This window comes from Acidimicrobiales bacterium (assembly GCA_035547835.1).
In the GTDB taxonomy this organism is placed as follows: Bacteria; Actinomycetota; Acidimicrobiia; order Acidimicrobiales; family Iamiaceae; genus DASZTW01.
This window is the reverse complement of the sequence record DASZTW010000002.1, coordinates 141,193-164,067: the sequence shown is the minus strand read 5'-3', so window position 1 is coordinate 164,067 and position 22,875 is coordinate 141,193. Positions and strand designations below refer to the sequence as shown.

Genomic DNA, 22,875 nt, shown 5'->3' with positions numbered 1-22,875 from the left:
ACGCGCTCAGGTCCCGTCGAGCTGGGTGTCGACACCCGAGCGCAGCAGCGCGCCGGGTGTCGCCCCGGTGGCCGAGCCGGCCTCCACCGTGACCACGCCGTTCACGTAGACCCGCTCGACGCCCCGCGAACCGGCGGTGAGGCGGGCGCTGCCGCCGGGCAGGTCGTGCACGAGGGTGGCGTCGTCGGAGCCGACCGTGTCGGGATCGAACAGCACGAGGTCGGCGCGGTTGCCCTCCGCGATCCGGCCTCGCTCGACGAGGCCGAACAAGCGTGCCGGCTCGTCGGTGATCAGCTGCACCGCTCGCTCGAGCGACACCAGCTTGCGGCCGCGGAGGGTGTCGCCGAGGAAGCGGGTCGTGTACGGTGCGCCGGCCATGCGGTCGAGGTGGGCGCCCGCGTCGGAGCCGCCGAGCATCGCACGGGGGTCGTCCCATGTCTGGCGGCGCAGCTCCCACGAGGCCGGGTCGTTGTCGGGCGCGCCGGGCCACAGGATCGTGCGCAAGTCGTCGTTCACCGCCACTTGCACCAGCGCGGCAAACGGATCGAGCCCGCGCTCCGCCGCGATGTCGGCCACCCGCCGACCCTTGAGCCCCTCGTTGGCCGCGGAGTACGTGTCGCCGATGACGTAGTTCGCCCAGTCGGACAGCCGCCGGAACACGCCAGCCTCGGGGCTCTGGCTGCGCGCCACCATCCACCGTTGCGTGTCGGGGTCCTGGAGCTTGGCGATCCGCTCCGGCACCGGCAGCGACATCACGTCACCCCAGCCGGGCATCAAGTTGAACGAGCAGTACGTCAAGAAGCTCATGTTCATGGGGACGAGCACCGGCATGGTGAGGGCCACCACCCGCCCCCCGGCGGCGGCCACGGCCTCGGCGGCGCCGAGTTGGCGCGGGATGCGCTCGGGCACCTTCGAGTCGATCGTCAGCACGTTCCAGTTCAGCGTCCGCCTGGCGGCGCCGGCCATGGCCGCGATGGTGTCGATCTCGTCGTCGCTGAACTGGTCGAGGCCGCCGGAGAACGCCGCTTCGAGGCTGGTGCCGGGGTGTTCGCCGACTGCCGCGCACAACGCGACGAGCTCATCGCGGGTCGCCCAGCGCGACGCGACCGGCCGGCCGTCGCCGTCGGAGTGGGTGTGACTCAACGTCGTCGAGAACCCGAGGCCGCCAGCGTCGATCGCGTCGTGCAGCAGCGCCACCATCGCGTCGACCTGCTCCGGGGTTGCCTCCTGGCCCACGGCGTCGGCGCCCATCACGTAGCGGCGCAGCGCGCAGTGCCCCACCATGAACCCGGCGTTCACGCCCAGGTTCCCTTCGAGCCGGGAGAGGTACTCGGGGTAGGTCTCCCAGTCCCACCGCACGCCTTGCTCGAGCGCGGCGAGGGGCATGCCCTCGACTTTCGCCATCATCTTGCGCAGGTAGTCGGCGTCGTCGGCGTGCAGCGGTGCGAGCGTGAACCCGCAGTTGCCGGCCACGATCGACGTGACGCCGTGCACGTTCGACGGCGTGGCGAGCGGGTCCCAGAACAGCTGCGCGTCGTAGTGGGTGTGCGGGTCGACGAATCCAGGCGCCAGCACCAGGCCTTCGGCATCGGCGGTGGAGGCGGCCGGCTCGTCGATGCCGCCGTCGCGGGCGGCCACCACCCGCGCGATGCGCCCCCCGGCGACGCCGACGTCGCCCACGAAGCGAGCATCGCCGGTGCCGTCGACGACGGTCGCCCCCTTGATGAGGTGGTCCAACATGTCCTCGCCCCCGAGCTTCGGCCGTTTCTGACGCTACGTCAGATTCTCGCAGAACGCGGTCGGGCCCGACAACGGACGCGGCCTGCGCACGGCGTGGGTGCGCGTGTCATGGTGTCGGCAGCGTGTCGACGATCAGCTGCGCGATGAGGTGGTAACCGGCGACCGTGGCGTGGATGTTGTGGTAGCGGCACATGTAGGAGTACTCGCACACTTTGGCGACCGGCACCGGGATCCGGCCGTAGCCCGCCACCTCGGTGGTCTGGTCGAGCGAGCCGTACGCGCCCGATGCCGCGGTGACGTCCACGAACTGCCCGCCGGCCGACGCGTACGACTCCTTCAGAGCCGGGTTGATCAGCGACTTGAAGGCCACCACCGACAGCTTCGCCAGGTCCTGGCTCCCGGCGGACTTCGACAGGTAACCGGCCAGGATCACATCGGGATACGTCGTGCCGACGATCGGCACGTCGGGCCCCGCTGCGGCGCGCAACCGTGCCGCCAGGCGGCTGACGTTCGTCTTCACACCTTTCACGGCGTCGGCCACGCACACCGTCGGCGATCTCGCCTTGGCGCACGCCGTCACGTCGTTGCCGCCGATCGAGACCGTGATCAGGCCGACGTGGCCGCGGTGGGCACGCAAGAACGCTTCGGCGGCGGCGATCTGGGTCTGCTGCGCGTACGCCGTGCCACCGGGCCCAAGCGCGTTCACCGGACAGCCGACCCGTTCGAGGATCGACGTCGTGGTGGCCCCGCCGCAGCCGAAGTTGACGAGCTGCAGGTCGTAGCCCTTGGCCTTGGCGAGGCCGGGCACCTGGTACGCGAAACCCTGGCGGGTGTTGTGGCCCGACCCGTTGGGGTTGACCACCCGCCAGCCCGACGCGTACGAGTCGCCGAGCGACACGTAGTACTGCGCCGCGCTGTTCCCGTCGCCGCCTCCGCTCTTGGACGACGCCGACGACGAGCATCCGACCCCTGCAGCGACCACCATCGCCGCTCCGACGAGCAACGCAACAACGCGACGGCTCGACATGGCACCCCCGTTCCCCGACATCTGGCCGGTCGACGCTACCGCTTCGGCTTCTCAGGCGGCTGGACCACCCCGGTAGCCTGCGCCTGTGACCTCGAAGATCATCTACACGCACACCGACGAAGCCCCACTCCTGGCCACGTACTCGCTGCTGCCGATCATCCAGGCGTACGCCGCGGCGGCCGGTGTGGAGATCGACACCCGGGACATCTCGCTCTCCGGGCGCATCCTGGCCTCGTTCCCCGAGCGTCTGACGGCCGAGCAGCGCCACACCGACGACCTCGCGGAGCTCGGCGAGCTGGCCCAGAAGCCCGAAGCCAACATCATCAAGCTCCCCAACATCTCGGCGTCGATCCCGCAGCTCAAAGCTGCCGTCGCCGAGCTGCAGCGCCAGGGCTTCGACCTCCCCGACTATCCCGACGAGCCGGCCACCGACGAGGAGCACGACCTTCGGGAGCGCTACGACCGGGTGAAGGGATCTGCGGTGAACCCGGTCCTGCGCGAGGGCAACTCCGACCGCCGCGCGGCGCAGTCGGTGAAGCAGTACGCCCGGGCGCACCCGCACTCGATGGGCGCATGGTCACCAGAGTCGAAGACCAACGTCGCCACCATGACCGAGGGCGACTTCTTCCACGAGGAGCGGTCGGTCGTGGTTGGCGACCCCACCGACGTGCGCGTCGAGCACCTGGCCACCGACGGCACGTCCACGGTGCTCAAGCCATCGATCCCGCTGATGGCAGGTGAAGTGCTCGATGCCACCGTCATGCGCAAAGCGGCGCTCGACCCCTTCCTCGCCGCGCAACTCGAACGCGCGCAAGCCGAGGGTGTGCTGTTCTCCGTCCACCTCAAGGCCACGATGATGAAGGTGTCCGACCCGATCATCTTCGGGCACGCCGTGCGGGCCTTCTTCCCTGCGCTGTTCGCCGAGTACGGCGCGACCCTCGACGCGGCCGGCATCAGCGCGAACGACGGTCTCGGCAACCTGCTCACTGCCATCGAGGAGCTGCCGGCCGACACCCGCGACGCGATCAAAGCGGCCGTCGAACAAGGGCTCGCCGACGGACCCGCGCTGGCAATGGTCGACTCCGACCGCGGCATCACCAACCTCCACGTGCCGAGCGACGTGATCATCGACGCCTCGATGCCGGCCATGATCCGCACGTCGGGCCAGATGTGGAACGCGGCGGGTGAGCAACAAGACACGCTCGCGGTGATCCCCGACTCGAGCTACGCCGGCGTGTACCAGGTGGTCATCGACGACTGCCGTGCCCACGGGGCCTTCGACCCGGCCACGATGGGGTCGGTCCCCAACGTGGGCCTGATGGCGCAAAAGGCCGAGGAATACGGCTCGCACGACAAGACGTTCGAGATCGCCGCCGCCGGCACCGTGCGGGTCGTCGACGCCGACGGCCGCGTGCTGTTGGAACACGAGGTCGAGGCTGGCGACATCTGGCGGGCCTGCCAGACGAAGGATCTCCCGATCCAGGACTGGGTCAAACTCGCCGTGACCCGGGCTCGGGCCACGGGCTCGCCCGCCGTGTTCTGGCTCGACTCCGCCAGGGCGCACGACGCGCAGCTCATCGCCAAAGTCGAGCGCTACCTCGCCGACCACGACACCGAAGGCCTCGAGATCGCGGTGATGGCACCAGCCGAGGCCTGCGCCTTCTCCCTGGAGCGCATCCGCCGAGGCCTCGACACCATCTCGGTCACCGGCAACGTGCTGCGCGACTACCTCACCGACCTGTTCCCGATCCTCGAGCTCGGCACCAGCGCGAAGATGCTGTCGGTCGTGCCGCTGATCAACGGCGGTGGCTTGTTCGAGACCGGCGCGGGCGGCTCGGCCCCCAAGCACGTGCAGCAGCTGCTCGAGGAGAACTACTTGCGGTGGGACAGCCTCGGCGAGTTCCTCGCCCTCGGCGTGTCGCTCGAACACCTCGCCCAGACCACCGGCAACCCGAGAGCCCAAGTGCTCGCCGACACGCTCGACGTCGCCATCTCCCGGTTCCTCGAGGAGAACAAGTCACCGACCCGCCGCTTGGGCGGGATCGACAACCGGGGCAGCCACTTCTACTTGGCGCTGTATTGGGCGCAAGCGCTGGCCGCGCAGTCGAACGACGCCGAGCTGGCGTCGAAGTTCGCGCCGCTCGCCGAGCGCTTGGCCACCGACGAGGAGAAGATCGCGGGCGAGCTGCTCGCCGTGCAGGGCCACCCGGTCGAGCTCGGCGGCTACTACCACCCGGACCCGGCGTTGACGTCGGCGGTGATGCGCCCGTCGGGCACCCTGAACGACGCGCTCTCGCTCCTCGGCTGATCCAGCCGCTGGCAGCGGTCCGGCGGGTCACTTCACGTCGACGACGAGCCGCACGGGCGCGTTCGAGCTCTGCGACGGCTTGGCCTGGCAGTCGGGCCCCGGGCTCGAGCGGAAGCAGTACTGGAACTCGACGGTGGTGGTGCCGTTGCCCTTGGCGCGCACGATGTATGCCAACGACCCACCGCAGCCGGTCTCGCCGCTGCGGCACGATGAGTGGTAGTCCTCGGCGACCGACGCCACGCCAGGGTCGGGTTTGCGTGTCACGGTCCATTCGTCGCCGACGCTCGGGTTGACGTCGCCGACCTCCACGCGCACGCCGTGTCCCGCGGCGAGGTGCACGGTCTGGCTGCGCATCGACACGGTCTGGTCAGTCCCACCGCTGCCATCCGAGCAAGCGGACGCGAGCACGGCGAGCACGACGCCGAGCCCGGCGGCCACGGCTGCGGCGCGGCCCGCGGCGACCGGCCGCGGACCGGATCGACGCCTGGCAGGCCGGAGGTACGCGGACATGGTGGTCACCGTACGTGATGAGGCGGTCACGGATGGTCTGACGTCGGGCGGGACCCGCTGGTTCCCGAACGAGGTCGAGGTGGTCAAACAGGCCGCAGGCCGAGCCGCTCGGTGACCTCGGTGACCGAATCGGCGCGGTTCATCGTGTACAAGTGCACCCCGGGCGCGCCGGCGTCGAGGAGCTGGCGGGCCAGCTCAGTGGCCACGTCGACCCCGATGGCGCGCACGGCGGGCGGGTCGTCGGCCACCTCCTCGAGTCGGGCGTTGAGATCGTCCGGCACGCGGGTGTTGTTGATGGCGGCCATGCGACGCAGGCCCGCCACCCCCGTGAAGGGCATCACGCCGGGCAGCACCGGCTTGGTGCAACCGAGGTCGGCCAGCTCCGCGACCAGCGTGGTGTAGTCGGCCACGTCGAAGAAGAACTGCGTGATCGCGAAGTCGGCGACCGCGAGCTTCTCGGTCAGACGCTGACGGTCCGACACGCGATCGGCCGATCGGGGATGGATCTCCGGGTGGCAGGCAACCCCGATGGAGAAGTGGTCGAGCTCACGGACCAACTCCACCAGTTCGCTCGCGTACGTGTAGTCGCCGCCGGGATCGGAACCGTCGGCCGGCGGATCACCCGCCAGAGCCAAGATGTTGTGCACGTCGTTGGCCCGGTAGTGCGCCAACAGCTCCTCGAGCTCCGCGCGGCTGTGACCCACGCAGGTCAGGTGGGCCATGCACGGGAACGTGTAGCGCTTCGAGATCCGCTCGACGGCGTCGCGCGTGCGGTCGCGTGTGCTGCCGAGCGCGCCATAGGTGACCGAGGTGAACGACGGGCGTAGGCGGGCCAGCGCCTCGACGGTGTCGTCGAGGCGCCGCGCCGCCTCGTCGTTCTTGGGCGGCGAGAACTCGAACGACAACGTGGGACCTGCGACGAGCAGGTCGGCGATTCGGGTGACGGTCGCGGTCATGTCGCAGTGGACTTCTCGGCGCGGCGCTCCGCCGCCTGCACGGTGTTCTCGTACAACATCGCCCGGGTCATCGTCCCGACCCCGCCGAGGCGCGGCGACACCCAGCTGGCGACGTCGGCCACGTCGTCCGCCACGTCGGAGAGCACCTTCTTGCCCTCGTACTGCACACCGGCAGCGACCACGACCGCGCCGGGCCGGACCATGTCCTTGGTGAGAATCCCAGGTGCGCCGGCCGCCGCGACCACGATGTCGGCCTGGCGGGTGTAGCTGGCGAGATCGGCGACCCCCGTGTGCACGACGGTGACCGCGGCGTTGGCGTTCGGTCGCTTCAACGTGAGCAGGTTGGCGAGCGGCCGGCCGATGGTCATGCCGCGGCCGATGATCACGACGTGCTGGCCGGCGACCTCGACGCCGTAGCGCTCCAGCAGCACGACGATGCCCGCAGGCGTGCAGGCGAGCGGCGCGTCGACGCCTTGCACGAGCTTGCCGAGGTTCACCGGGTGGAGACCGTCGACGTCCTTGTCGGGGTCGACCCGCAGCAACAGCCGCTCGAAGTCGAGGTGCTTCGGGAACGGGTACTGCATCAGGTACGCGTCGACCTTCGGGTCTTCGTTGAGGCGATCGATCACGGCCTCGACGTCAACGTGGGTGGCGTCGGCGGGCAATCGCTCGTCGACGCTGTCGATGCCCAGCTCGGCGCAGTCGCGGTGCTTCATGGCCACGTAGTTGGCGCTCGGCCCGTCGTCGCCCACCAGTACGGTGCCGAGCCCTGGCGTGATCCCCTGTGCCTTCAACGCCTCGATCCGCTCGAGCAGGCGCACCTGCATCTCCGCTGCGAGGGCCTTCCCGTCGAGGATCTGCGCCGTCATACCTCAAAGGTTACGGCCCGCGGCCCGCGACCCCGTCCGCCAGCGCTCATCTGACCCGATCGAGCTGCAACACGCCGTCGACCCGCAGCCGCAGCTGCCCCCGGCCCGTCTTGTCGAGGCGCATCGGCGCCGCGCGGTCGGCGAGGCGCCGGCGCAACAGGATCAGTCGGCTCTCGAGGTTGTCGCGAAACGCCGGGAGCCCCAGCGACGGGTCGAGACGAAGCTCGCGGTTGGTGAAGTCGACCTGGCCGGCGGCCTGGTAGCGCTCCAAGATCGTCCAGAGCACCCGTCCCGCCACTCCCTTGATCAGGTAGTCGCCGGCGACGAACACGCTGCCATCGACGTCGTAGTGACGCACGAGGATCGCCTCATCCCCTGCTGCACTGCGGACCGGCTGGTGATCCGTCTGCAATGCACGCGACGGTTCGCTGACCGAACGCGGCGCGGCTGCCGGTCGGCCTGACGGTAGCGACCCGGCCGCAGCCTCACGGTTGCGCTCTGCCTCGATGGCCGATCCGATGAGCGTGGCCGCGATGGTCAACCGCTGCTCGTCGGCGTCGGTGAAGGCGGCCACCCGTGAGCTCTCCACGGCGACCACACCCACCAGTTGCCCGCCCGCCATCGCCGGCACGGCGATCCGGCTCTGGGCGCCATCGAGCTGCGGCGTGTCGATCTCGCGACCTGGCAGGTCGTGTCCCTCGGCCTCGAACGACCGGCGGACGGTACGTGTGTACTTGCCGAGCTGGCCGAGGTTCCCCGTCCGGATCGCCGCGCAGCGCGCCGCGGCGAGGCCAACTGTCCCCACGCCCACCGCCACTTCGGAGCCAACCCCCGATTCGTCGTAGCCGCGACTCGCGATCGTGAACAACCGATCGTTGCCTTCATCCGCCAGCAGCAGCGACACGTGTGCGTGGCCGAGCAGATCGACCAGCCCGTCGACCGCGAGGGCCACGATCGTGTCGAGGTCGGTCGCCCGCCCCAGACGTCGGGCGAGTTCCGCCAGCACGTCGAGCCCGACCACCGTCCCCTCGTCGACGTCCGCGGTGGTGGGCGCCGCGGGCGGCTCCGACGTGCGATGGGGCGGGGCACCGGGGGTGAAGCGATGGACGTCGACGACCCGGTAGATGTCGGCGGCACGGAGCTTGAACACGCCTTCCATGCCGGACTCCGAGGCGATCTGCTCGATGTCTTCGCGCAGTGCGTCGAACACGCTGCCTTGGCGTTCTGTGCGCTCGAAAACGAGCGTGAGGCGGTACTCGTCGTACGTGTGCGGGTCGATGAGCAGCACGCTCGCCCGGGGGTTGCTGACCAGGTTCCGTGACGTCTTGGAGAAGAACTGGTTCGACAGCGCGACCCGCTCGTCGTCGACCTGGCGGACCCTCGACAGGTACGTGATGTTCGGCTCGCCGGTGTCCGACGCCGTCGCGATCACGCCCGGTACCCCACCCTGGAAGCAACGGGCGAGGTCGCGGAGCGCCAACGGCGCCTCCGAGGTGCCGGACCGCCCGGTGCTCATCGATGACCTTCCGCAACGTCCGAATCGAGCGTCTCCACCCGTGATCCCGCCGCCGGCCCCGGTGTCTGGTCGAACACCTCATGGGCCACCAGCTCGTAGGGGACCACCTGTCGGGGACGCCACCGCTCGAGCAGCTCGCGATCCGTGTGGTCGGTGGCGACGATGTCGCCGAAGAAGTCGTCGCAGTACCGGCTCGAGCAGTCGGCGTCGCCCTGGCGAACCGCGACGCGGTCAACCACCTCGCCCTTGAGCTGGAGCGAGCGCAGCGTCTCGACGGAGGTGGCGGTCACGGCCACCGATGCGCCCGGCCGAACCAGATCGAGCAACCGCTGATCCGACGCGTCGAGCAAGAGCCGTAACGGCACGCCCGGCCGTGCAGTCTCGTCGGTGGTCATCGACACCACCCGCAGGCCCCAACCCCGACCTGCGCAGGGCAGGCCGTCGTCGTCGACCAGGCCGACGATCAACGCGCACCCGCTGTGCAGGAAGGCCACGTCCTCTGGCTCTAGCAAACGGAACCTCCACCCTCGCCCGCCGCCCGGGCTGCCCTCGTGTCCAAAGCCGCGGTCTGGGACCTGCGCGGACAGGTCGCCCGAGCCGCGGCTCGCCTCCTTAGCGACTTGTGAGCATTCTCTCACGAGCCATTCATCCCCACGTGAAGATGCAGCTGCCGCACGATCGGTCGGACACCTGGAACCCGACCGAAAGGCATCGTCATGTCCCTCATCGAAACCACCCGTCCCCGGCTCGTGCCGGTCACGTTCGACCTCTACCGCGACATCCACAAGGGGATCCGCGCCGAGCTGTTCACGATCACCAGCAGCGCGGGGAGCCTCGATCCCGCCGATCAGGGCGCGCGCGAGCGGCTGGCAGGGCGAGTCCGACGTCTCGTCGACCTTCTCGTCACGCACGCGGAGCACGAGGACGGGGCGATCCAGCCAGTCCTCGAACAGCAGCTGCCGGACCTGGCCGAGCAGGTTGCGACCGACCACGAGACCCTCGAAGCGCGGGTACAGGGTCTCGCCGTCATGGCCGACGAGTGCGTCAACGAGGCCGAGCAGCACCAGCGGGTCGCGGGCCACGTCCTCTACCTGGAGTTGGCATCGTTCACCAGCGCGTACCTGGCGCACCAGGACCTCGAGGAGCGGGTCTTGATGCCCGCGATCGAACGGGCCGTCGGCGTCGACGAGGTCATCGCGATCCACCAGGCCATCATCGGGAGCATGCCTCCAGCGGAACTCGTGCCCGGCCTCGTCGCCATGATCCCGGCGATGAACGTCGACGACCGTACCGAGCTCCTTGCGGGGATCCGCATGTCGGGCCCGCCGGAGGCATTCGACGGCGTGTGGGAGCTGACCGGCTCGCTGCTCGATGCCACCGACCTCGCCGCGCTCCGCGCCCGGCTCGGTCTGGCCTGACCCTCGCCGGGCTGCGGCCCGCAACCGCGGCAACAGGACGGGGCACGTGGATCACACGACCCGCCCCGTCCTGCGCCGTCGAGGCTCCGCGACGTCGCCCGGACCGGAGGGTCGACCAGATCAGCGAGTCAACCCGTTCGCTGGACGACCGACCACAGACCGGCACCGGCCCGGGCGGCGACGCCACCCCACTGCCCCGGAAGCGCGGCCGCGACCTCCTCGGGTGGCAAATGGATCGGGGTCTGCTCCCCGCTCGAGTTCACCCAGACGACCACACCGTCGGGTGCGACCACCCGTGCAACCTCATCGGGGAACAAGAACATGTTGACGAGCACGATCGCATTCGCCGCATCGTCCGCCAACGGCAGCCGGGACGCGTCGGCCAACACCCGGGCAGAAGGTGCCGGCGGCGCGAGCCGCAGCATCTCGGGGGTGAGCTCCACGGCGACGGCCTGGTCCCAGCGGCTCGCCAGCTCACTGGAGTACGCGCCGGTACCGCTGCCCGGCTCGACCGCCAGTCCGGCCGGTGCGTGGCCCAGCGCCGCGAGGCCGCGGTCGAGCGCGTCGACGACCACTTGTCGCCGTTCGGGCGAAGTGCGCGTGTGCCACTCCGACGCCAGCGCGCCGAACAGGTGACGGACCTCGTCGCGGGCACCGTCGTCCCAACCACCGGCCTCCACACCAGCGGCGCGCCGGGTGACGCGTCGCATCGGGTGGTCGTCGCCTTGGCGGTGCTGGGCCGCGTGACCCGCGATTGCCTTGTCATCAAGCCAGCGGATCACGTGATCCTCCACCCCGTCAGTGCAAGAAGTGGCGCTCGCCGGTGAACACCATCGCCACGCCGAGCTCGTCGGCCCGGGCAATGTTCGCCTCGTCGCGCAGCGCGCCACCGGGTTGCACGATCACGGCCGCGCCGGCAGCTGCGGCGGCCTCGATGCCGTCGGGGAACGGGTAGAACGCGTCGGACGCGCACGCGCCGCCCTGGGCCCGGCCATCGGCCTTGGCCGCGGCGAGCTGGCCGGACTCGACCCGGTTCTGCTGGCCGGCGCCGATGCCCCAGGCCGTGCGGTCCTTGACCAGCACGATCGCGTTCGAGCGCACCCATCCCACCAGCCGCCAGGCCAGTGCGGCGTCGGCCATCTCGGCCTCCGTGGGCTTGCGCTCGGTGACGACCTGCCAGTCGGACGGCGCGGCCTGGAACGAGTGGGCGTCCTGCAACAGGTAGCCGCCGCCGATCTGGCGCAGCTCGAACCGCTCCGACGTGGGCGCCGGCGCCGTGAGGATCCTCGTGTTCTTGCGCTTGGCGATCAGCGCATCGACCACGCCGGCGTCGTAGCCGGGGGCGATGATCACGTCCGCCTGCGCGGCCTCGACCACGCGCTCGACGGTGGCGGTGTCGACCGAGCGGTTGAACGCCACGATCCCACCGAACGCCGACCGGCTGTCGCACTCATACGCACGCTGGTACGCCTCGGCCAGCGTCGACGCGATCGACACCCCACACGGGTTGGCGTGCTTCACGATCACGACCGCAGGCTCATCGCCGAGGTCGTGCACGCAGCGCCACGCCGCGTCGGCGTCGTACAAGTTCAGGTAGCTCAGCGCCAGGCCCGAGTGCTGCTCGATGGCGTCCCACCAGCTCCTGGTGTTCGCCCGGCGGTAGCGGGCCCCACGCTGGTGCGGGTTCTCGCCGTAGCGGGTGACTTCGACCCGTTCGAGCGCCAAGTGGTACGTCGGCGGCAGCTGGTCGGCGGGGATCGCCCCTTGGGTGTCGAACCAGTCGACGATCGCGGCGTCGTACGCCGCCGTCACGGCGAACGCCTTGCGGGCGAGCTCGAGTCGCCGCTGGGACGACAGCGCGCCATGCGCACGGACCTCGTCGAGCACCGGCTCGTAGTCGGTGGGATCCACCACCACGCCCACGTGCGCGTGGTTCTTGGCGGCGCCTCGCACCATGGTTGGCCCACCGATGTCGATCAGGTCGACGGCGCCGGCGTTGCCGCCATGGGTGAACACTGCCGGATCGGCGCCGAACGGGTAGAGGTTCACCACGACGAGGTCGAACGGGTCGATGCCGTGGGCCTGCATGTCCGCCTGGTGCTCGGGATCGGTCGGGTCGGCGAGGATCCCGCCATGCAGCTTGGGGTGCAACGTCATCACCCGGTGGCCGAGGATCGCCGGTGAGCCGGTGAGGTCGGCCGTGTCGGTCACCGCGATGCCGGCCTCGGCCAACGCCTTGGCCGTCCCGCCGCTCGACACGAGCTCCCACCCGAGATCAGCCAGCCCCTTCGCGAAGGGCACGATGCCGGACTTGTCGTAGACGGAAAGCAAGGCCCTCACAGATCGGCTCCTCGGCGTTGGTGGGACATCGGGGGATGGGCAGCGTTCACGGCAGCACGCGTCCGCGCGCCAGGACCTCGCGGACGGTCGTGGTGTACAGCGCCCGCTCGACCTCTTTGATGCGCTCGTGCAAGGTCGCCTCGGTGTCGTCGGGTCGCACTTCCACCGCCTCCTGGGCGAGGATCGGCCCGGTGTCGACCTCGAGGCCGGCGACGTGCACCGTGCAGCCAGTGACCTTCACACCGGCCGCCAGCGCATCACGCACCGCGTGCCAGCCGGGGAACGCCGGCAACAGCGCCGGATGCGTGTTGAGGATCCGACCGCCGAACCGCTCGTGCATCGGCTCAGAGAAGATCGTGCCGAAACCGGCCATCACGACGAGGTCGATCCCGGCCTCGTCGAGCACCCCGGCCATCTGTGCGCTGTACGCGCCACGATCGAAGTCGGGGCCGTAGCTGTCGCGCTCGACGAGCACGTGGCCGATGCCCGCGCGCTCGGCCACTTCGAGGCCTCGGCAGGCCCGGTCGGCGGCGACGAGCGCCACGGGCAGACCTGCTTCGAGGAACGCTTCGAGGATCGTGCCGCTCCCTGACACCAGCACCGCCAAACGCACGACGCAGCACGCTACCAGCGCGCTCGACCGGTGATTTCGGCCAGCGACGCGCATGGTCCGCGTTCGTTCGGGTAACGGCGGCGGCTCCACCGCGCAAGATCCCGGTCACGCAGAGCGGGCGTCGCCTATCGTGACGGCGTTCGCCGCGGGCGAACGGGCGACGGCGTACGACACCAACCTGCCGAACTCATGCGACCACTGCACAGGAGGGCTTCGCCCACATGACCAAGAAACCGACGCTCGGCCAGATCCTGGTCATGGCCGGCGGAGTACTCACCTTCATCTTCGGATTCCTCGACTGGTTGAAGTCGCCGATCGGTGGCTCCGGGATCAACGCCTGGTCGAGTGACTCGCTGCCGGGTTTGTTCCCGTGGGCGACGACGTCCGTGGTGCTGTGCCTGGCCGTCGCGGCGCTCGTCGCCGCCAAGGTCTTCGCCGGCAACCTCCCCGAGAAGCTGTGGATCTTCACGCTGAACCAACTCGTGATCATCGTCGGTGCGGGCGGGCTGTGGCTGGTGCTCAGCCTGCTGATCTCCAACAAGCACGGCGCCGACACCGGCATCGGCCTCATCTTGAGCATCTTCGGCACGGCGGCCGTGCTCGCCGGGGGCATCCTCGACGAGCTCGGCATCGATCCGCTGAACAAGCCGGTTGCGGCGGGGGGCCCCGGCGGGCAGCCGTGGGGCCAGCCCGGCGGCCAGCCCCCGCAACCCGGGTGGGGCCAACCACAAGCTCCCCAGCAGCCGCCCGCGCCGGGTTGGGGCCAGCCGCAGGCACCCTCTGCGGCCCCTCCGCCACCCGCTCCGCAGGCGCCCCCCGGCCCGCCGCCAGCACCTCCCGCGCCGCCGACCGGCGACCAGCCGCCACCACCTCCGGGGCAGGCGTTCTGATCGGTTGACCCCTCGGCCAGGCCGTGCGGCTTGACCGGGGGGTCAAATCACCACGAGGCTGTTCGCCGCATGTGTCCGAGCTCCAGCCTCCCGCGCCCCGACGCGCCGCTCCGCGTCGCCCTGCTCGCGTACCGCGGCAAGCCGCACGTGGGTGGCCAGGGCATCTACATCCGGCACCTCGCCAAGGCGCTGGTCGACCTCGGGCACTCCGTCGAGGTGCTGGCCGGCCAGCCGTACCCCGTGCTCGACGAGCGGGTCCCGCTCACCAAGCTGCGCAGCCTCGACATCTACAACGATCACTTTCCCATGCGGATGCCAGGCGTGTGGGAGCTCAAGGACTGGAAGGACGCGGTCGAGGTCGCGTCGTTCATGGGTGGGTCGTTCCCCGAGCCGCTGGCGTTCTCGCTGCGGGCGTGGGACAACCTCCGACACCGGATCGGTGAGTTCGACCTGGTCCACGACAACCAGACGCTCGGCTACGGCCTGCTCGGCATCCAGCGCGACTTCCCGCTGCTGTCGACCATCCACCACCCCATCACCGTCGACCGCCGCCTCGAGCTCGAGCACGCCACCAGCGCCTACAAGCGGCTCACGCTGCGGCGCTGGTACTCCTTCACCCACATGCAGACCCGGGTCGCCAAGCGGATGCAGCGCGTGATCACGGTGTCGGAGAACTCGATGGCCGACATCCACCGCGACCACGGCGTGCCGCTCGAGCGGATGCACGTGGTGCCCGTCGGTGTCGACCCCGAGCTGTTCCGGCCGATGGCCGACGTCGCCCGGGTGCCTGGTCGCCTGGTCACCACCGCCAGCGCCGATGTCACCATGAAGGGTCTCGCGTTCCTGCTCGAGGCCATGGCCAAGCTGCGCACCGAGCGCGACGACCTGCACCTCACGGTCATCGGGCGCAAGAAGGAAGGCGGCGCGTCGGCCCGCAAGATCGACGAGCTGGGCCTCGCCGACGCCGTCGAGTTCATCACCGGCGTGTCCGACGAGCGCATCGTCGAGCTGTACGCCGAAGCCGAGCTGGCCGTGGTGCCGTCGCTGTACGAGGGCTTCTCGCTCCCGGCCATCGAGGCCATGTCGTGCGGCGTCCCGCTCGTGGCGACGACCGGCGGCGCGCTCCCCGAAGTGGTCGGCGCCGACGACGACACCGCGCTGCTGGTCCCCCCCGGCGACGCCGACGCGCTCGCAGCCCGCATCCGTGGCGCGCTCGGCGACCCCGAGCTGCGCGCCAGGGTGGGGGCTGCCGGTCGCCGGCGGGTGATCGACCAGTGGAGCTGGAAGGCCACCGCGCTCAAGACCGTCGACCAATACCGGGCCCTGCTCGCCGAGCGGGCCGAACGAAGCGCCAAGGCGTGACCGAAGGCCGCCACACCTGATGCTCACCGTCGACTACGCCACCCTCGGTGTCGCCGCAGGCGACCGGCTCCTCGACCTCGGGGCCGGCGGGGGCCGCCACGCGTTCGAGGCGTTCCGGCGGGGCGCGCACGTGGTGGCCCTCGACTACAACGGCGTCGAGCTCCCCGAGGTGCGCGGCCTGTTCGGGGCGATGCTCGAGGCCGGCGAGTGCCCACCCGGCACCACGGCGAGCTGCGCCCGCGGCGATGCGTGCTGCCTGCCCTTCCCCGACGGGTCGTTCGATCGGATCATCGCCTCGGAGGTCTTCGAGCACGTGCCTGACGACGTCGCCGCGTACCGAGAGCTCGCACGGGTGCTGCGCCCGGGAGGCACGATGGCGCTGACCGTGCCGTCATGGTTCCCCGAAAAGGTGTGCTGGGCGCTGTCCGACCAGTACCACGCGCCGTTCGTCGAAGGGGGCCACGTGCGCATCTACACCGAGCGCGCGGTCCGCGACCGCCTCGACGCGGCCGGCCTGAACCCCACCGGGTCACACCGAGCGCACGCCCTCCACTCGCCGTACTGGTGGTTGCGCTGCGCGGTCGGGCCGACCAACGAGACGAATCCCCTGGTCAAGGCGTACAAGCAAGTGCTCACCTGGGACATCGTCGGCGCGCCGGTGGTGAGCCAGGTCACGCGCACGACCGAGCGGGTGCTCAACCCGGTGCTCGGCAAGTCCCTCGTCGTGTACGCCACCAAACCGCAAGCCGTCGGCTCCGACGCGGGCGCCGCTGATCGCGACCGAGAGGAGACCGCTCGTGTCTGAGCCTCTGGCCATCCCCGAAGTGACGGGCGTGTTGAGCGCCGACGAGCTGTGCCGCACGGCCGACGCCATCGCCGAGTGGCAGCTCCCCAACGGCATGATCCCGTGGGTGCCTGGCGGCCACGCCGACGTGTGGAACCACGTCGAAGCGGCGATGGCTCTGGCCGTGGCCGGCAACCGTGGTGCCGCAGAGCGGGCCTACGGGTGGCTGGTCGGCATCCAGCGCCCCGACGGCGCCTGGCACCAGTACTACCTGGCCGACCGGATCGAGCAGGACAAGCTCGACGCCAACTGCGTGGCGTACGTGGCGGCCGGCGTGTGGCACCACTGGCTGTTGTACGGCGACCGGGGCTTCGTCGAGGAGCTCTGGCCGGTGGTCGAGCGGGCCATCGACTTCGTGCTCGAGCTCCAGCAACCCGGCGGCGAGATCCTCTGGGCCCGCCACGCCGACGGCACGCCGTGGTCGTTCGCGCTGCTGACCGGTTCGTCGAGCATGTGCCACAGCCTCCGGTGCGCGATCGCCATCGCCGAGCTGCTCGGGCGCGACCGCCCCGACTGGGAGCTGTCCGCCGCACGCCTGGCCCACGTGGTGGCTGCGCACACGCGGGGCGACGCGCCCGACGCCTTCGCCCCGAAGCACCGCTGGGCCATGGACTGGTACTACCCGGTGCTGGGCGGGGTGCTGGTGGGTGAAGAGGCCCTCGCCCACCTCGACGACCGCTGGAAGACGTTCGTGATGCCCGACCGCGGCGTGCGGTGCGTGTCCGACCGGCCCTGGGTCACCGTGGCCGAGACCTGCGAGTGTGCGCTGGCGTTGCTCGCGGCCGGCGACGCGGCTCGGGCGACCGAGCTGTTCGAGTGGGCCCAGCAGTACCGCGAGCCGTCGGGCCGCTACTGGACCGGCACCGTCTATCCCGACGAAGTCCACTTCCCCGGCGGCGAACAGTCGACGTACACCGCCGCAGCGGTCATCTTGGCCGCCGACGGGCTGTCGGGCGCCACGAAGGGCTCGGCGCTGTTCACCGACGCCGATCGCGTGCTGCCAGATCTCGTGCTCGACACGGCCGACCCGGTACCCGACATCGACTGAAGCGCCCACACCCGGTCGCCAGGCTCGTCACCCCGGCTCGACCGGCGGGTCAGGTGATCGAGGTGCGGTTGGGAGACATGGCGCTCGGCGCCACGGCTCCAGACTCGTCATCTCCGCCGAGGCGGCTCTCGGCCGCCAGCTCGTCCTCGATCTCCTCGTCGACCGGGGTGTGGTGGTGTGCCCCCCAGATCAGCCGGTCGAGCACGAGGAAGCGGATCACCCACAGCACGCCGAAGCCCGCCAGGCTCGATCCGTTGATCCACACCAGCGAGTCCGAGTGCTGCTTGACCCAGTGCACGAACACGGTCGACAGCACCAAGCCGGCAAACGCGAAGCCCCAAAATGGCGCCACTTCCTTGAGGAGGTGGCTGCGCCCGTCACGGCCCCACACCCAACGCTTGCTGAGCAGGTAGCACGGGACGGACGAGACCGACACCGCAGCGATGTTCGACACCGCCGCGTCGACGCCGAAGAACTTGTACAGCACGGTCAAGGTGAGCTGCGTGATCACCACACCGACGGCCGACACGAGGCCGTACCGGATCAGCTTCTGGCCCGCATGCGACCGCGCGAGCTCCATGAGCGCCCCGGGGCGCAGCGAGTCCACGGCGTTCAGCGTAGTGGTGGAGATGCCGGCGGTTCCCAACGGGCATGCGAAGATCTCGCGATGACCCAAGCGGCGGTGGACGGCCTGATCGCACTGCTCGACCTCGAGGCGATCGAGGTCAACATCTTCCGTGCCAACAGCCCCGACGAGACCCGCCAACGCGTCTTCGGTGGCCAAGTCGCGGGCCAGGCGTTGGTGGCGGCGGCGCGCACGGTCGACGCCACTCACCGGGTGCACTCCCTGCACGCGTACTTCCTCCGGCCCGGTGATCCCACGGTGCCCCTGCTGTACGAGGTCGACCGCATCCGTGACGGGCGGTCCTTCACCACCCGGCGGGTGATCGCGATCCAACGCGGCAAGGCCATCTTCAACTTGTCGGCCAGTTTCCACGTGGCTGAACCCGGCCTCGACCATCAAGTCGAGATGCCCGACACGCCGGCGCCGGAGTCGCTCCCCGACTTCGCCGAGCGTTGGTCCCCGCATGCCGACTCGCTCGGCGAGTGGTACCACCGGCCCCGCCCGATCGACACCCGCCACGCGGACTGGAGCCCGGGCGACCGGGCACGCCCCCTCCCGCCGCACCAGCGAGTGTGGTTGCGCGCCGACGGCCGGCTGCCCAACGACCCGGTGCTGCACACCTGCGTCCTCACCTACGCATCAGACATGACGTTGCTCGACACCAGCTTGTTGCCCCACGGCGGCAGCTACCACGAAGACCACCTGATGATGGCCAGCCTCGATCACGCCATGTGGTTCCACCGGCCGTTCCGCGCCGACGAGTGGCTGCTGTACGCGCAGGACACGCCATCGGCTTCCGGCGCCCGCGGCCTCGCCCGCGGCCTGGTGTTCACCCGCGACGGATCGCTCGTGGCGTCCGTGGTGCAGGAAGGGCTGATCCGGCCGGTGTGAGGGCCGACGGAACGTCGTCAGCGGCCGTGGGCGATGTAGTCGTGCAGGACCCGGGTCTCGCTCTCGAGGTCGCTGATGCGGTCACGGACCGCGTCGCCGATGCTGACGATGCCGACCAACATGCCTTCCTCGATGACGGGGACATGGCGCACCCGGCGTTCCGTCATCTTGGTCATCAGTTGCTCGACCGTGGTCTCGAGCCGGCACGTGACGATGTCGCGGGTCATCACCGTGGTCACGTGATCATCGAGCACCTCGGCGCCGCGCCGGGCCAGCGCGGTGACGATGTCGCGCTCGGACACCACCCCTCGGATGTCCGATCCTGTTGCGGACACGACCGCGGCGCCGATGCCGTGTTCGGTCAGCAGGGAGGCGACGTCGGCCACCACCGCGTCGGGCGACACGGTGAACACCTGGGTGCCCTTCACGTCGAGCAATCCGCTCACTCGCATGAGGTACCTCCTCGTTCAGGCGACCCATGAAACCAGACTTTGTGCGCTTGTGCCCGCCCGGCTCGTCAGCGCTGGTAGCGGTACACGTTGGTGTCTCGGCGCTCGAACCCGATGCGCTGGTAGAGCCGGTTGGCCGCCTCGCGACTGGCTCGGCTCGTGAGGTCGACGGACGTGGCGCCGCGCTCGGCGGCAAGGTCGAGCGCCCGGCGGTTGAGGGCTTCGCCGACACCGCGCCCGCGTGCGTCACCGTCGACCACGACGTCTTCGATCCACGCCCGCAGACCGGTCGGGATCCGGAACAGGGCGAGGGTCATCGACCCGAGGATCGCGGCCGCCCCTTCGCGCTCGGTGTCCCGCGCGAGCAACAGGACCGTGGCCGGCGAGCCGACGATCTCCGCGAGCGCTTCCGCGCTGGGCGGAGGGTTCGAGGTCGAGAGCTGCGGGATGAGCCGCTCGAACGCGGCAACGAGCTCCGGCGTGACCTCGGTTGCTTCGGCGATCTCGATCATGCGCGCCCATTGTGGCCCAGCGGGGTCCGGCCAGAGGCACGACCGGCGCCGGCCGGTAGCGTGCAGGTGATGGAGCACGTGCGGTGGTCGGCCCGGCCAACCCTCCGCCAGCCCACGCTGGTCGCGGCGTTCGCCGGTTGGAACGATGCGGGTGACGCCAGCACCTCCGCGGTCCGCTACCTGGCCGACCAGTGGGACGCGGAGCCGGTCGCGGAGATCGACGCCGAGGAGTTCTTCGACTTCACCGAGACCAGGCCGTGCGTCGAACTGGTCGACGGCATCACGCGCCAGATCACGTGGCCGTCGACCACGGTCAACGTCGCCACCGCACCGGGCCGGGCCGACGGCCCGGATCAGGATGTCGTGCTGTTGCTCGGCACCGAGCCCCAGCTGCGGTGGCGCACGTTCTGCCGGCAGATCACCGACATCGCGTTCGCGCTCGGCGTCGAAGAGGTGATGGTGCTCGGGGCGCTGCTCGCCGAAGTTCCGCACTCGCGCCCCGTACCGATCACGGGGTCCGCGAGCGACCCTGCGACGGTGCTGCGCCACGGCCTGCGGCGCTCGCGCTACCAGGGTCCGACCGGCATCGTCGGCGTGCTGCACGACGCTTGCAACCGTGAAGGTCTCGCCACCGTGTCGCTGTGGGCCACCGTGCCCAGCTACGTGCCCGGCACGGCCTCTCCGCGAGCCGCACTGGCGCTCGTCGAGCGGGCCACCGCGGTGCTCGACACCGATGTCGACACCACCCTGCTCGCGATGGGCGCCGACCGCTACCTCCACGAGCTCGACCAGCTGGTCGCAGCCGACGACGACTCCGCGGCGTACGTCCGCGGTCTCGAGGAGCGCGTCGACGGTGGCGCGGCCGATGCCGAGCTCACCGCCGAAGATCACGTCGGCGGGCCGGCCGACCACCCGGCCGGCGAGGGCCACCACCCGCCGTTCACCGACGCCGACGCCCAACGGGTTGCCGACGAGGTGGAGCGGTTCTTGCGCGAGCGCCCCGACGAGCCCGGATGAGCCTCACCCCCTCCTGCGTGTGGCGCACAACCGATGAGGTGATTCGCGCCCTCGATCGCCAGCTTGGCGACCCCCTTGACGCGTACGTCAACGGGAGCCAGACCTGGCTCCGCGACGACGGCCCCGGCGGGATCACCCTCGAATGGCGGCTGCACCCCGTGGCGGGTTACGAGCGCCCACCCGACGTGGCGAGCCACTACGACGTCTTCCCGTCGATCGCGTTCGCGCTGGCAAACGACGACGAACCTGCCACCGCCGCAGCAACCTTGTGGGACGGCCTGGAGGCTTTCCCCGCCTACGAGGACGAAGTCGAGCCCGCGCAGCTCGCGGCCGCGGTCACCCAGGCGCTCGGCATCGCACCGGACCGCTGTGGCCTCGTCGACCACGACGCCGTCGCCGCCGAATGGGAACGCGCGGGTGGCTCGACCTCGGTGGTCGACGCGTTGCTGACCCAGCTCGACGCGTACCCATCGAGTTCGGCCGATCCCTCCCCGTAGCGCCGAGTGGGCACTTCCGATTGACCTCAGCCCCTTTCATGGCAAGACTCGGGCCAGTGCCCCGATGGCGGCATCGCTACCGCCCCCACGACGAAAGCAGGTTCCCCATGGGATTCCTCGACAAGGTGAAGAGCAAGATCTCCGGCCACGAAGAGCAGGTCGGCAAAGGTCTCGACAAAGCTGGCGAAGTGATCGACCAGAAGACCGGCGGCCAGCACACCGACCAGATCGACACTGCGGTCGACAAGGCCAAGGATGCGCTCGGCGTCCCCGAGGACGGCGACCAGGCCCAAGCCTGAACCAAGGAGGCCCTCATGGGACTGCTCGACAAGGTCAAGGACACGATCAGCAAAGGTGCGGACAAGGCCAAGCCGTTGGCCGACCGTGCCGCCGAGCTGGCCCGAGAGGGCGCCGACAAAGCCAAACCGCTGGCCGACAAGGCCGCCGGCAAGGTTCGCGAGGGCGCGGAACGGGCCCGCCCGCTCGCCGAGAAGGCCAAGGACCGCGTGACCGGACAAGCGGCCACCGCGGAGGGCGCCGCCGCAGATGCTGCTGGCGGCACCGACCCGGTCTCGGAAGCGCCCGCGAACCCGCCCACCGAGGGCCCGGTCGACACCAACGACGACGGGACCGTCGGGCACGCCTGACGCCGGGTCGGCGGACCCGCCCGCGGTCCGCCGGCCAGGGCGCCTTCCACGCGGGCTGAGCTACGTGACCCCTGGGTGTGGATCCCCGTCGCGCCACGGCTGTGTGCGCGGCAGGTCGAACACCGGCTCGACCGCTTCGCCGCGCAGCACCGCGAACGCGCGCTCGCCCCAGAGCTGCACGCCGGCGAGCGGTTCGGGGAGGTCGTCGGGCGAGAACCAACCGACATCGGCGCACTCCAGCGGATGCGCCCGCAGCTCCCCGCCGATGGCCTGGCAGTGGAAGATCAACGAGTACAACGGCGTCCGCGTGAAGCCCAGCCGGATCCCGTCGAGCACGCCGATCAGGCGGCGCACCTCGATCTCGATGCCGGTCTCCTCACGCACTTCCTTGACGGCCACTTCGGAAGCCGAGTAACCGACGTCGGCCCAACCGGTCGGGTACAGCCACACACCCGAGTCGGCTCGCTTGATGAGCAGGATCTCGCCGAGGTCGTTGCCGACCACCGCGCCGATCGCGACTTTCGGGGTGACGTAGCCCGGCACGCCCTTGCCGACCGTCCGGAGCCACTCGTCGACGGTGGCGTCACGGTCGTAGCCGTGACCCGACTTGGCGCGGATGTCGGCCGCGACGGCCAGCACCTCCTCGAACCGCTCCCGCTCGTAGAGGTTCTCGGTGAAGCCGAGGCCCGTGCGGGCGATCCCCGACAGCGCTTCGGACCACCGGATCAGATCGGCCTCGGAGATCGGACCCTCTCCCCGGTCAGGCGACGACGCGCTCGGTTCCTCGGCCATCCCC

At 70.3% G+C, this 22,875-nt stretch carries 25 protein-coding genes; 11 read left to right on the top strand and 14 right to left on the bottom strand.

The features are described 5' to 3' along the window. Positions 1-6: 6 nt before the first annotated feature. The gene (locus VHA73_02065; GenBank protein ID HVX16792.1) at positions 7-1,740 is read right to left on the bottom strand and encodes an amidohydrolase family protein; all 1,734 of its coding nucleotides are present in this window, start codon (positions 1,738-1,740) and stop codon (positions 7-9) included. A gap of 106 nt (positions 1,741-1,846) precedes the next feature. After that, the gene (locus VHA73_02060) at positions 1,847-2,767 is read right to left on the bottom strand and encodes an SGNH/GDSL hydrolase family protein (protein ID HVX16791.1); all 921 of its coding nucleotides are present in this window, start codon (positions 2,765-2,767) and stop codon (positions 1,847-1,849) included. An 85-nt stretch (positions 2,768-2,852) separates the two neighbouring features. On the opposite strand from VHA73_02060, the gene VHA73_02055 reads away from it, so the two are divergent. Next, positions 2,853-5,075: an NADP-dependent isocitrate dehydrogenase gene (locus VHA73_02055; protein ID HVX16790.1), complete on the top strand. Its 2,223-nt coding sequence runs from the start codon at positions 2,853-2,855 to the stop codon at positions 5,073-5,075. Positions 5,076-5,102: 27 nt separating this feature from the next. On the opposite strand, the gene VHA73_02050 is transcribed toward VHA73_02055, so the two are convergent. From VHA73_02050 to VHA73_02030, 5 genes are all read right to left on the bottom strand, one after another. Continuing rightward, positions 5,103-5,585, bottom strand: a complete 483-nt coding sequence (locus VHA73_02050) for a protease inhibitor I42 family protein (protein HVX16789.1) — start codon at positions 5,583-5,585, stop codon at positions 5,103-5,105. Positions 5,586-5,668: 83 nt separating this feature from the next. After that, a complete protein-coding gene (locus tag VHA73_02045) occupies positions 5,669-6,541 on the bottom strand; it encodes a methylenetetrahydrofolate reductase (protein ID HVX16788.1) in 873 nt (290 codons plus the stop codon). Continuing rightward, positions 6,538-7,410 carry a tetrahydrofolate dehydrogenase/cyclohydrolase catalytic domain-containing protein gene (locus tag VHA73_02040; GenBank protein HVX16787.1) on the bottom strand — a complete coding sequence of 291 codons (873 nt, stop codon included), beginning with the start codon at positions 7,408-7,410 and terminating at the stop codon, positions 6,538-6,540. The genes VHA73_02045 and VHA73_02040 overlap by 4 nt, the downstream gene beginning before the upstream one ends. A gap of 46 nt (positions 7,411-7,456) precedes the next feature. Next, positions 7,457-8,926 (bottom strand): GAF domain-containing protein, encoded by a 1,470-nt coding sequence (locus VHA73_02035; GenBank protein HVX16786.1) that lies wholly within the window; start codon positions 8,924-8,926, stop codon positions 7,457-7,459. Beyond that, a complete protein-coding gene (locus tag VHA73_02030; GenBank protein ID HVX16785.1) occupies positions 8,923-9,420 on the bottom strand; it encodes a hypothetical protein in 498 nt (165 codons plus the stop codon). The genes VHA73_02035 and VHA73_02030 overlap by 4 nt, the downstream gene beginning before the upstream one ends. 222 nt (positions 9,421-9,642) lie before the next feature. On the opposite strand from VHA73_02030, the gene VHA73_02025 reads away from it, so the two are divergent. Beyond that, positions 9,643-10,344 (top strand): hemerythrin domain-containing protein, encoded by a 702-nt coding sequence (locus VHA73_02025; protein ID HVX16784.1) that lies wholly within the window; start codon positions 9,643-9,645, stop codon positions 10,342-10,344. 128 nt (positions 10,345-10,472) lie between these two features. Here VHA73_02025 and VHA73_02020 read toward each other — a convergent pair whose 3' ends face one another. From VHA73_02020 to purN, 3 genes are read right to left on the bottom strand one after another with little or no spacing between them, the layout of a single operon-like run. Then, positions 10,473-11,138, bottom strand: coding sequence for a class I SAM-dependent methyltransferase (locus VHA73_02020; GenBank protein ID HVX16783.1), 666 nt, complete (start codon positions 11,136-11,138; stop codon positions 10,473-10,475). Between the two features lie 4 nt (positions 11,139-11,142). Continuing rightward, complete coding sequence (purH, locus tag VHA73_02015) at positions 11,143-12,684, bottom strand: bifunctional phosphoribosylaminoimidazolecarboxamide formyltransferase/IMP cyclohydrolase (protein ID HVX16782.1); 1,542 nt, start codon at positions 12,682-12,684, stop codon at positions 11,143-11,145. Between the two features lie 46 nt (positions 12,685-12,730). Further along, positions 12,731-13,297 carry a phosphoribosylglycinamide formyltransferase gene (purN, locus tag VHA73_02010; protein HVX16781.1) on the bottom strand — a complete coding sequence of 189 codons (567 nt, stop codon included), beginning with the start codon at positions 13,295-13,297 and terminating at the stop codon, positions 12,731-12,733. A 221-nt stretch (positions 13,298-13,518) separates the two neighbouring features. Here purN and VHA73_02005 point away from each other — a divergent pair, with 221 nt between their 5' ends. The 4 genes from VHA73_02005 to VHA73_01990 all read left to right on the top strand — a co-directional run bounded on the left by VHA73_02005 (position 13,519) and on the right by VHA73_01990 (position 17,441). Further along, the gene (locus VHA73_02005; protein ID HVX16780.1) at positions 13,519-14,187 is read left to right on the top strand and encodes a hypothetical protein; all 669 of its coding nucleotides are present in this window, start codon (positions 13,519-13,521) and stop codon (positions 14,185-14,187) included. A gap of 69 nt (positions 14,188-14,256) precedes the next feature. Then, positions 14,257-15,549 (top strand): glycosyltransferase family 4 protein, encoded by a 1,293-nt coding sequence (locus VHA73_02000; GenBank protein HVX16779.1) that lies wholly within the window; start codon positions 14,257-14,259, stop codon positions 15,547-15,549. A gap of 19 nt (positions 15,550-15,568) precedes the next feature. Continuing rightward, the gene (locus VHA73_01995; GenBank protein ID HVX16778.1) at positions 15,569-16,354 is read left to right on the top strand and encodes a class I SAM-dependent methyltransferase; all 786 of its coding nucleotides are present in this window, start codon (positions 15,569-15,571) and stop codon (positions 16,352-16,354) included. Further along, complete coding sequence (locus VHA73_01990; protein HVX16777.1) at positions 16,347-17,441, top strand: prenyltransferase/squalene oxidase repeat-containing protein; 1,095 nt, start codon at positions 16,347-16,349, stop codon at positions 17,439-17,441. Before VHA73_01995 ends, VHA73_01990 begins: the two co-directional genes overlap by 8 nt. Positions 17,442-17,490: 49 nt before the next feature. On the opposite strand, the gene VHA73_01985 is transcribed toward VHA73_01990, so the two are convergent. Further along, entirely contained in the window at positions 17,491-18,048 is a 558-nt protein-coding gene (locus VHA73_01985) for a GtrA family protein (GenBank protein ID HVX16776.1), read from the bottom strand. A 60-nt stretch (positions 18,049-18,108) separates the two neighbouring features. On the opposite strand from VHA73_01985, the gene VHA73_01980 reads away from it, so the two are divergent. Next, positions 18,109-18,957, top strand: a complete 849-nt coding sequence (locus tag VHA73_01980) for an acyl-CoA thioesterase II (protein HVX16775.1) — start codon at positions 18,109-18,111, stop codon at positions 18,955-18,957. Between the two features lie 17 nt (positions 18,958-18,974). Here VHA73_01980 and VHA73_01975 read toward each other — a convergent pair whose 3' ends face one another. Together VHA73_01975 and VHA73_01970 are read right to left on the bottom strand one after the other, a co-directional pair. After that, positions 18,975-19,409, bottom strand: coding sequence for a CBS domain-containing protein (locus VHA73_01975; protein ID HVX16774.1), 435 nt, complete (start codon positions 19,407-19,409; stop codon positions 18,975-18,977). Between the two features lie 65 nt (positions 19,410-19,474). After that, positions 19,475-19,918, bottom strand: coding sequence for a GNAT family N-acetyltransferase (locus VHA73_01970; GenBank protein HVX16773.1), 444 nt, complete (start codon positions 19,916-19,918; stop codon positions 19,475-19,477). 69 nt (positions 19,919-19,987) lie between these two features. Here VHA73_01970 and VHA73_01965 point away from each other — a divergent pair, with 69 nt between their 5' ends. From VHA73_01965 to VHA73_01950, 4 genes are all read left to right on the top strand, one after another. Beyond that, a complete protein-coding gene (locus VHA73_01965) occupies positions 19,988-20,935 on the top strand; it encodes a PAC2 family protein (protein ID HVX16772.1) in 948 nt (315 codons plus the stop codon). Then, positions 20,932-21,432, top strand: coding sequence for a hypothetical protein (locus VHA73_01960; protein ID HVX16771.1), 501 nt, complete (start codon positions 20,932-20,934; stop codon positions 21,430-21,432). Before VHA73_01965 ends, VHA73_01960 begins: the two co-directional genes overlap by 4 nt. Before the next feature lie 107 nt (positions 21,433-21,539). Further along, entirely contained in the window at positions 21,540-21,731 is a 192-nt protein-coding gene (locus VHA73_01955) for an antitoxin (protein HVX16770.1), read from the top strand. 15 nt (positions 21,732-21,746) lie between these two features. Next, the gene (locus VHA73_01950; protein ID HVX16769.1) at positions 21,747-22,079 is read left to right on the top strand and encodes a hypothetical protein; all 333 of its coding nucleotides are present in this window, start codon (positions 21,747-21,749) and stop codon (positions 22,077-22,079) included. 60 nt (positions 22,080-22,139) lie between these two features. Here VHA73_01950 and VHA73_01945 read toward each other — a convergent pair whose 3' ends face one another. Beyond that, a complete protein-coding gene (locus VHA73_01945) occupies positions 22,140-22,871 on the bottom strand; it encodes an NUDIX hydrolase N-terminal domain-containing protein (GenBank protein HVX16768.1) in 732 nt (243 codons plus the stop codon). Positions 22,872-22,875: the final 4 nt, after the last annotated feature.